8 protein-coding genes and 3 pseudogenes are annotated in these 8,544 nt (G+C 66.1%); 8 read left to right on the top strand and 3 right to left on the bottom strand.

Features of this window, described 5'->3' with window-relative positions; genetic code table 11:
* Nucleotides 1-135 precede the first annotated feature (135 nt).
* Complete coding sequence (locus tag ACZ56B_RS32295) at nucleotides 136-693, top strand: hypothetical protein (RefSeq protein ID WP_468798485.1); 558 nt, start codon at nucleotides 136-138, stop codon at nucleotides 691-693.
* A gap of 103 nt (nucleotides 694-796) precedes the next feature.
* Nucleotides 797-1,479: pseudogene (locus ACZ56B_RS32290) on the top strand (IS256 family transposase); the annotation flags it as partial.
* A 50-nt stretch (nucleotides 1,480-1,529) separates the two neighbouring features.
* Here ACZ56B_RS32290 and ACZ56B_RS32285 read toward each other — a convergent pair.
* The 3 genes from ACZ56B_RS32285 to ACZ56B_RS32275 all read right to left on the bottom strand — a co-directional run bounded on the left by ACZ56B_RS32285 (nucleotide 1,530) and on the right by ACZ56B_RS32275 (nucleotide 2,690).
* Complete coding sequence (locus ACZ56B_RS32285) at nucleotides 1,530-1,925, bottom strand: hypothetical protein (protein WP_468798482.1); 396 nt, start codon at nucleotides 1,923-1,925, stop codon at nucleotides 1,530-1,532.
* Nucleotides 1,922-2,119, bottom strand: a complete 198-nt coding sequence (locus tag ACZ56B_RS32280) for a hypothetical protein (protein WP_468798480.1) — start codon at nucleotides 2,117-2,119, stop codon at nucleotides 1,922-1,924. The genes ACZ56B_RS32285 and ACZ56B_RS32280 overlap by 4 nt, the downstream gene beginning before the upstream one ends.
* Before the next feature lie 403 nt (nucleotides 2,120-2,522).
* On the bottom strand, nucleotides 2,523-2,690 hold the full coding sequence (locus ACZ56B_RS32275) for a hypothetical protein (RefSeq protein WP_468798477.1): 168 nt from the start codon (nucleotides 2,688-2,690) through the stop codon (nucleotides 2,523-2,525).
* Nucleotides 2,691-2,969: 279 nt separating this feature from the next.
* Between ACZ56B_RS32275 and ACZ56B_RS32270 the strand changes: the two are divergent.
* The 6 genes and pseudogenes from ACZ56B_RS32270 to ACZ56B_RS32245 all read left to right on the top strand — a co-directional run.
* Nucleotides 2,970-3,080, top strand: a pseudogene (locus ACZ56B_RS32270) (DUF6417 family protein); the annotation flags it as partial.
* Nucleotides 3,081-3,366: 286 nt separating this feature from the next.
* Entirely contained in the window at nucleotides 3,367-4,245 is an 879-nt protein-coding gene (locus ACZ56B_RS32265; RefSeq protein ID WP_468798474.1) for a nucleic acid/nucleotide deaminase domain-containing protein, read from the top strand.
* On the top strand, nucleotides 4,242-5,915 hold the full coding sequence (locus ACZ56B_RS32260) for a hypothetical protein (RefSeq protein ID WP_468798471.1): 1,674 nt from the start codon (nucleotides 4,242-4,244) through the stop codon (nucleotides 5,913-5,915). The genes ACZ56B_RS32265 and ACZ56B_RS32260 overlap by 4 nt, the downstream gene beginning before the upstream one ends.
* 95 nt (nucleotides 5,916-6,010) lie before the next feature.
* Nucleotides 6,011-7,528 carry a nucleic acid/nucleotide deaminase domain-containing protein gene (locus ACZ56B_RS32255; protein ID WP_468798468.1) on the top strand — a complete coding sequence of 506 codons (1,518 nt, stop codon included), beginning with the start codon at nucleotides 6,011-6,013 and terminating at the stop codon, nucleotides 7,526-7,528.
* Nucleotides 7,529-7,573: 45 nt separating this feature from the next.
* Entirely contained in the window at nucleotides 7,574-8,128 is a 555-nt protein-coding gene (locus tag ACZ56B_RS32250; protein WP_468798465.1) for an SUKH-4 family immunity protein, read from the top strand.
* 249 nt (nucleotides 8,129-8,377) lie between these two features.
* Nucleotides 8,378-8,544: pseudogene (locus ACZ56B_RS32245) on the top strand (integrase core domain-containing protein); the annotation flags it as partial.

Here is an 8,544-nt window from a genome sequence, read left to right as displayed (position 1 = left end):
GCAGGGAGCAGTCACCGGCAGACGGTGCACTCCAGGGAGCGGAACCCGCGCACTCAACCGCGGAGATCCCCTACACCACACAGCGGGACGCCGTCGGCCGCCGCACGCCTGCTTGCGCTGCAGTGCGCGCTCCGAATGAACACCAAGATGCAAGTCCGACTGCCCAAAGGCATGCTGCGCAGCCTCGGTCTCAATACCGGTCAAGGCCCATGGCGTGAGTTAGAGCACGCGCGCTGGCTGCGCACAGTCCCCGAAAACACCTCCGCCAAAGCTGCTGAACTGCTCGACGCCGCACTGCTCGATCAAACCCCAGCCCGTCCCGACCGGATGCGTGCTGCGGACTGGGCACTGCGCGCCAGTTCCCCCTCGACAGCAGGGATGCCCGAACCGCTGCGGCAACTGGCAAGCGTCTACCTCGCAGCACATGCTGCCCCGGAAGACGGCAGGGGCGTGAGCGAGGCCGAGCAGACGGCGCGCTCATGTGGTGTCGCGCTCGCGACACTGTCCGCCCTCCTTGCCCAACTGACAGCGACCGGATTGCTCAAATCGTGGCGGATTTGTTCGGACTCAGGAGACCTGCATTGGATCCTTGCGCGTGGAAAGGGAAGCCACGACACCAGCCATCAGCGAGACACGGCTGGTCCAAGGAGCCCATTTGCGGGAAGCCCATGGTCTGAACAGGAGGTCTGGTAAGGCGGTCGACCTCCGCCCACTCCCGCATGATGCAGTTCCCGGTACCTCCTCGACCGGGACTGTAAATCGTTCGGAGTAACTCCCGATCACGGAAGATGCATCGATGACCAGTGAGAACGTGGCCGAGCACGAGGCCGACGAGTCGGCAGCGGCTGTGTCGGCGAAGGCTGTGGACGACCAGCTGATCGACGAGCTGGTGAGCCGGGCCCAGGCCGAGGGCCTGCGGCTGACCGGCGAGGGCGGACTGTCCCCGCAGGGGGCAACCCCCAGCAGCAGCTGACCAAGCGGCTGCTGGAGTCCGCCCTGGAGGGTGAGATCACCGATCACCTCGGCTATGACAAGCATGATCCGGCGGGCAAGGACGGAGGCAACTCACGCAACGGCAAACGCTCCAAGACCGTGCTGACCGACGTGGGACCGGTGGAGATCGCCGTGCCCCGCGACCGGGACGGCTCCTTCGAACCGAAGATCGTCAAGAAGCGGCAGAAGCGCCTGACCGGCGTCGACGAGATGGTCATCTCGCTGGCCGCCAAGGGCCTGACCACCGGTGAGGTCCAGGCCCATCTCGCGGAGGTCTATGGCGCCGAGGTCTCCCGGCAGACCATCTCCACGATCACGGACAAGGTCCTGGACGGCATGGCCGAATGGCAGAACCGGCCGCTCGACGTCGTTTATCCGGTGGTCTTTATTGACGCCGTCCACGTGAAGATCCGCGACGGCGCCGCCGCCAACCGGCCCATCCACGTGGCCCTGGCCGTCACCGTTGAGGGCCGGCGCGAATTCCTCACCACCCAGGCCGACAGGGTCCTTGAGAAGTGATCTTTTGTCCGGGTTCGTCATGCCAGTCCGAGGGCGGTGAGGGGTCGCTGGTGATCCCGGCCAGTGCGGCGGAGGGCGGCGGCGATGTTGGTGTGGCCGTCCTGACGGTGGACGCCGACGGCGAGGTTGCGCAGGCCGGCCATGATGCGGGGCAGGTGCCGGGGGTGGATCTTTGAGGCGTACTCACGGAAGGTGCGGTCGCGGACGTGGTGGAGCTGGTTTTCGATCTTCCGGTGGCCGCGAATCCATGCGGCGAGTTCCGCGCCGGTGGCCGCGCCGGGCAGCAGGCTGGTGACCAGGTAGGTCCGCTCGATTGTCAGCTTGCTGGAGCCCAGTTCCCGACTCCAGCGGACGACTCGAAGGGCCTGGCGGGCGTGCGGGTAGTCGAGGTGCGCGAACACGGCAGTCTTCAAGCGGCGGATCTCGTCGCGGTGATGGGCCCGGGTGCGCTCAAGGTGGTCCAGGTGGATGTCGTGCCAGGGCAGTCGACGATCCGCCCGTGCAGCGCGGGGTGGTTCTTCTTGACGGCGGCCAGGTAGTGGGCGCCGCGTTCGTCCAGGTAGGAAGCGTGATTGTGCAGGGCGTCGGCGGTGATGACGGTTCCCATCAGGTCGATGCCGTCCAGCAGTGGGGGTGAAGGCCGGAATCTCGTTGCTCCTGCCGTCGACCTGTATCTGGGCGAGGACGTCGCCGTCGTGGGTCATCGCCGCGATCAGCGCAGTGGCCAGCTGCTCCTTGGTGCGCGAGCCTCGGAGAGTCTTGTCGTCGACGGCGATCACTCGTCGGCTCGTGGGTGGGCTGTTGCGTTCGTTGAGAAAGCGGCCGATGGCCCTGTCCAGAGCGTCACCGTCCACTCGGCCAGGACGAGGCGGATGGTTGTGGGGTGCGGCGGGCGGATGGGGCCGGTCAGCGGGTCGGGGCGGAACCCAAGCCGGGCCAGGACGCGCTGCGGAGCGTCCGCGACCCGCTCGGCCGACCGTGCCATGCGAGCGTGCCCAGTCCAGCAGCTGTCAGTAGCCATCGGCCGTGGTGGGGAAGCTGCGGGAACCGAGCGGCTTGCCGGTTGTGGGGACGACGGCTGCCACGTGCGCGTCCTTGTGAGTGTCGACGCCGAGCACGACCTCGCGGTGGCGGTCATGGTGCAATCGGGTCGGCTGGGCCATGCCGGCACTGGTCATCGTTCTCCTGCCGTCGAACCGGAGGGCTGGTGGCCGTCGCCGGGTCGGCAGGGTGGTCAGGACTGTGACGGTGCCTGTCGCGAAGGCCCCTATCGGGACACGCCCGCCGACCTGGCGGCAGCGAGTGCCGCCCCGGACGGCGGTCGACAGATCAAGACGCAGGACATGACAGTCAGTCGTAGCGCGGGTCAGACCACCGCCGGGACGGCACCGTCATCCTCACAGCCCCTATGGACGGCACGGCGCAGCGGCTGGCGCTGCTGACCTGTAGAGGAAGCACGCGACCTGCTGCGTCTGCTGCTGACGGTTGCCCAGGAGGAGGGGCCGATGTCGCCGGAGGCGGACCGGCCGGCGAAGGAGATCGCCGCACGCGTCCCCTCGGAGAACTGACCGTGCCGCGCTGCTCTGCCTGGATTTGCCCCGGCTGGGTTGATGATGCCCAGACGGATGTCGGGCCGGTTGCTCGCCACAGCCCTTGAACCCGCAGCGAGCAGTCGGCGATGCCGCGCCTGCACTCCGTATCGGAAGTGCGGCGGTGGCTTGCCGTTATGGCCCTCCGCGCCGATATCGTCGACAGCCTTGGTGCTGGTGAGGCTGAAGGGGCCGGACCCGTGCGGTGGCTGTTTCTGACAGAGTGAGACGTACACAGATCACTGCTGCTAGAGAGGCCCCTTCGATGTCCGAGCCCGTGCGGGATGCTTCCTTCGATCACTTCGGTGCGGACGGTATGCGGCAATTCCACATCCCCGGGGCGTTCGGTATCCGACTGCCTCCCACCGCCCGTGAGCACCTGGAAGGCACAGGCGTACCACTGAACGTGGCGCCTTACTTCCAAGCGGCCGCGCCATCCGACGGGGTCACACTCAGACTCCTTGCCGGCCATCAAGGCTTTCCACATCCGCCGGCACAGATGGCCGATTGGCTGCGGATTGGTACCGACGGGCTGGCCCATCTGTGCGTGCGCCCTGACGGCGCCGTCCAGGCGGTGTTTCTCGGCGACTACGGCGAGAATGACATGTTCGTGTCATCGAGCGTGGTCAGGTTCACCATGGCGCTCACGGCGCTGGACCGAAGACTGCCGGTGATCGCGGCATCGACGGGACTGTCCGTCGCGGCGGCCGCCTTCCGTGAACTCAACGCCGAACTGCGACAGATTGACGAGACGGCGTTCCAGGAGCGCGAGAGCTGGTGGCCCCGGGTCCTCGACGACGTACGCCACACCCTGAACTTCCCGTTCTCCTCCGCCTTCGAGTACCTCGACGATCTCGGTAACAAGCAGATCGCCACCGAGGCGACCGGCCCAGGACGCGCCCATCCGGAAGAACTGCTGTGGCAGCGGCTGCAGTCGCAGGGTGTCTCGCCCACACAGGTGCGCCGCGTGTACTGCGAACTCGAGCCATGCATGATGCCCGGCCGCTACTGTGCAGTCTGGCTGCGCAATACCTTCCCCCAAGCGGAGTTCACCCACAGCTTCGACTACGGATCCGACGCCGCCTCCCGAGAAAAGGGTCTGAAAGAGCTGATCACTCACGCGGCCAGGCAGGCTCGATCATGACGACCGTGCAGTGGGGGAGGCCGTCCGCCGGGAGGGAACCGGCAGCCGCTGCCCTGCTGGCATGGCTGGCCGATCCGGCCGCCCCCCGCATGTGCCTGATCACAGGCAGCGCAGGCTGCGGAAAATCGACTCTGCTCGCCTGGCTGGTGGCGCACGGCACGCGCCCCGAAACGCCTCAGAACCGCCGCGTCCACGCGGTCGCACCCCTGCAGGGCCTTGGCGTACGGGGCGCGGTGTGGACACTGGCCAACCAACTCGGTGTGGTTGCCCGAGCCCCCGCCGAACTGGCGGCTGCCCTGGCCGCCGACCGCCGGCCGGTCACCATCGTCCTCCCCGATCTGCAGGACGCCGCGGACCCACTGGTGCTCGCCGACATGGCCGCCATCCTCTCGCGCCTCGAGCACGTCCGTGTCATCGTCGAAGCCACTGCCTCAAGCCTCGCGGCCACACACCTGGCAGATCACGCACCGGCGATCATGAACCTCGACCACGACCAGTGGACCGACCCCGAACGGCTCGCCGCCTGGCAGAGGGCGCACCACAAGCCCACCCCCCTGCGCACAACCCACGCCGAGCCCGCGGTCAACCTGGATGACCCCGAGGACGTCTGCGCCGCCGACCCCATCACGGTCACCGCCCGCTACGAGAGCAGCAACGACGAGCACGCAGGACTGCGTACCGCCTGGCTGCGCGCAGGCCAGGCCCTCCTGCACGAACCGCAGCCGGCAGCCAGGGCCCTGGCCCTTCTCTCAGCACTCGGCGACAGCGCCGACCCACGCCTGAAACAGCACCTGACAACACTCGCCGCCAACGCCGACTGGAGCCTGGTCTGGAACCGGGTAACCGGCGATATCCGCCCGCCCTGGCCCGGCCCCGCCCTCGCCCTCGCCGCCGGACACGAGGTGCTGGCCGGCACCGTGCTCACCGCAGACCACGAAGGCGTCGTACGGATCATCAGCGCAGAAAACGCCCGCGCTTCAGGCCGCCTCCCCCGCGCCTTCACCCAGACACAAGCACTGGCGGCACTGCCGGACGGAACCGTGCTTGCGCTGGACGTACAAGGACGCCTCACCTGGCAGCACAGTCCCGCAGTGCGCAAACCCTCTGGCATCAGCGCCCTCCTCGACGACGGACCCACCCCTGTCCAGCAGCTCATCGACACCATGAGCAACCACCTGGCACAGATCCCGGGGCGCACGCTGACCGCTACTTCCCACCTGCTGGCGGTCGCCGACGACGCCGGCGCCGTCCACGCCGCCACCCTGCACCGGCCAACAGACCGACCACAGACAGCCACCCTCTTTGAAGGCCCCATCACCGCACTCGCCGCCTTGGACCTCAACGTCCCGGAAGACGGCACCCCCATCTCCCTGTTGTACAGCGGCGGCGCCGACGGGCACGTCCGCGCCTGGTCACCAGGCCGCGCGCCCCTTACACCCTCCGTGATGCAACGGCCCTTTCCCGTCACGGCCCTGGCAGCCATGCACACCGAGGACGGGCCGGCGCTTGCCGTCGGGTGGGGGGATGGCCTCGTCGAACACCACACCTGGGACCGGGGCACCACACGCGTCTTCCGCCCAGGCCCGCCCGTGCGTTCACTCACAGCAACTGACAACGGGGACCTCGTCGTCGGCTGCGACGACATGCTCGTCTGCCTGCGCCCTCGCTGACACCAGCGCGAGGTCGGATCTGTTCGACTGCAACTTGACGCCCTATCACTTTACGTCAAAAATTACCCAATCGTTGTCCAGCGGGGGAACGGCACGTGGGGAAGAAGCTGCCTGACGAACTCGTCGAGGTCCTCGACCTCGTCGGCGTTCAATGGCCCAACATCGACGAAGACGAGGTCCGCGACAGCGCCAAGGACTACCGCAACCTAGCCGAAGGCCTCCGCGACGTCATCACTGACGGTAACAAGGCCTGCTCCCATATCGTCGCCGGCCGCAGCAAAGGCAAGACGGTCGATGCCATCGACCGCCGATGGGGCAAGCTCACCACCAAGGACCTGACCACTTTCATCAAAGCCCTCGATGACCTGGCCGAAGCGCTCGACGACTGCGCCGGCTTCATCGAAGGCTGCAAGATCGCCTGTATCGCCGAACTCTCCGCCACCGCAGCCACCGCGACCGCCGGCGTCGTCGGCATGTTCTTCACCGCCGGCCTCAGCGGCCTGCTCAGCGCAGCAGCCATCGCCGCCTGCCGCATCGCCCTGCACGAGGCCATCGACTACGCCGTCGACCAGATCACCTCAATCGTCACCGACAAGATCGAGGCAAAAATCCTCGGCAAGATCGAGAACCTCTTCACTGACCAACTCGACGCACCCGACGACAACAACCTCTCCCACTACGCCCCCGGCAACGCAGACATGGCCTACGACCTGGTCATCGAGTTCGACGAGTTCGAGAAGGCATCCGGCGGCTACGACGAGGCCAAGCGCAACTTCGACGACAAGAAGAAAACCCACAAAACCGGAGGCGCCAAGCGGCGTAGCTCCGTCAAGAAAGACAGCCGCTTCCACAAGCTGGCCGCCGTCATGGACAAGGCCGAAGACGCCGTCGACAAGAAAGTCGACGAGACCATCGACGTCCTGGAGAAGCACGGCGGCAAGATCGACGACAGCAAGAAGGAACACAAGAAGACCGACAAGAAAACCAAAGACGACATCGATAACTGCGGCGACATCCGAACGTACTTGCTCAGCGCCGACGGCACCGTCCAACGCTTGGACCCCGACGGTCAACTCCGCAGCCTCGACACCACAGACAAAGACCGCCTGGACGGGATCCTCGACAACGGCAAAGCCTGGCGTCCCCAAACACGGCGCGACCAAGCAGACACATCCGTACCTAATACCCACACCGGGAAAGTCAGCTCCACCAAAGTCGACCCCTACACCGACGAACTCGGCCAGGCCACCCAACTCGCCCGCTACGCACGCAACGACTACAGCGGAAATAACTATGCCGCCGGACGCTACATTGACCCCGATGGTAACGGAGAAAGCATCCTCGTCGGCTACAGCGAGAAGAGCATGCACTCCGAAAGATCCATCGGCTACCCGCTCCTGCATAACGGGAAACAGTCAGGCCTCAAGGAAGTCTTCACCGAACGTGAACCCTGCCAGCTCAAACCCAGCTGTGACCGCTGGCTCGACCGCCACTTCCCGCAGGCTAAAACTGTCCACCACACCAACACTTACGACCAGACCGTTCCACGCCACCAACGTGACACAGAACATCAGCAATACATGGACGAGCTCCGTAAAGCACACGGCCGCTAACATTGACTCGCCCCCTCGGTCGCGCAACACCCCAAAGGTCCCCGCATGAGCTTCGCTATCACTCCGGCCGAACTCCTCAGTACCTTCGGCCTGTCCGGCGTTGTGTACTTCCCCCGCTACGCATCCCCCGACAACCAACTCGACACACGAACCGCAGACTTCCTCAGCCAGGTCGGCCTCCCACACGACGAGACCTTCAAGTCCAAGGCGAGCGTTGGCCAGGAAGAGTCGATTCTCCTGTCCGAATGGTTTACCCCCGATGACGGAACCCTGCCCGAGGAATGCCGCTCATGGCTCGTCCTCGGCTACTTCGCAGCCTCTGTCATCGCCCTCGAACCCCACACCGGAGAGGTGTATGCCTTCGGCGAGGGCGAACCCCTGGACTCCTACACACAGCTCCATCGAGACGTCGAATCCCTCGTCTACGCCCTGAACCTGTTCAAAAGGTTCGACGAACACGAGCGCGGCGACCAGGCCGACATCGACGAACAAGTAGAGCACCTGCGCGCACGCATCCACGCTTTTGACGCGACTCCCTTTGAGGACGAGCAATCCCAGTGGAATCTCATCCTCGACGAAGTCATCGAAGGTATCTGGTAAGAAAAGGCGCGGCCGCCGCTCCGCCCAGGGGCTCCGCCGGCGTTGTCACGTTGTTGGGTGTGCGGGTGTCTGACGGCGTGTCGAGGTGTGGTGGGGCCGGGTGCCGGCCCTGGGCTCAGGCCGCGGCAGGCCGGCTGGTGACGCCGGTGGCCTGCTCCCAGAGAGCGAAGCGGACGGTGTGCCGCTCGAAAAGTCATCGACGCAGGTGGGAGTGATGCAGTTCGGTCCTGGGATCATGTCCGCGTGATCATGTCTCTGCCGTGCAGGGCGGCCCGGAGGCTGTTGTCCGTCCCGTCGGTGCCGCTGCGCCGTGACACCGCGAAGGACGCCGAGCTGCTCGTGCTGCGGCACGAGAACGCGGTGCTGCGCCGGCAGCTCAAGGGGCCAGTGCGCTACGAGCCCGCGGACCGGTTCTG

This window comes from Streptomyces sp. NPDC034670 (genome assembly GCF_055574875.1).
Note: the sequence above shows the minus strand (reverse complement) of the source record. Positions and strands in the feature narration are given on the sequence as shown.

Bases quoted from the DNA above. Each gene is read 5' to 3' on its own strand.
- ACZ56B_RS32295 (WP_468798485.1), top strand. From the start codon at position 136: ATGAACACCAAGATGCAAGTCCGACTGCCCAAAGGCATGCTGCGCAGC.
- ACZ56B_RS32280 (WP_468798480.1), bottom strand. From the start codon at position 2,119: ATGGGAACCGTCATCACCGCCGACGCCCTGCACAATCACGCTTCCTAC.
- ACZ56B_RS32275 (WP_468798477.1), bottom strand. From the start codon at position 2,690: ATGACCAGTGCCGGCATGGCCCAGCCGACCCGATTGCACCATGACCGC.
- ACZ56B_RS32265 (WP_468798474.1), top strand. From the start codon at position 3,367: ATGTCCGAGCCCGTGCGGGATGCTTCCTTCGATCACTTCGGTGCGGAC.
- ACZ56B_RS32260 (WP_468798471.1), top strand. From the start codon at position 4,242: ATGACGACCGTGCAGTGGGGGAGGCCGTCCGCCGGGAGGGAACCGGCA.
- ACZ56B_RS32250 (WP_468798465.1), top strand. From the start codon at position 7,574: ATGAGCTTCGCTATCACTCCGGCCGAACTCCTCAGTACCTTCGGCCTG.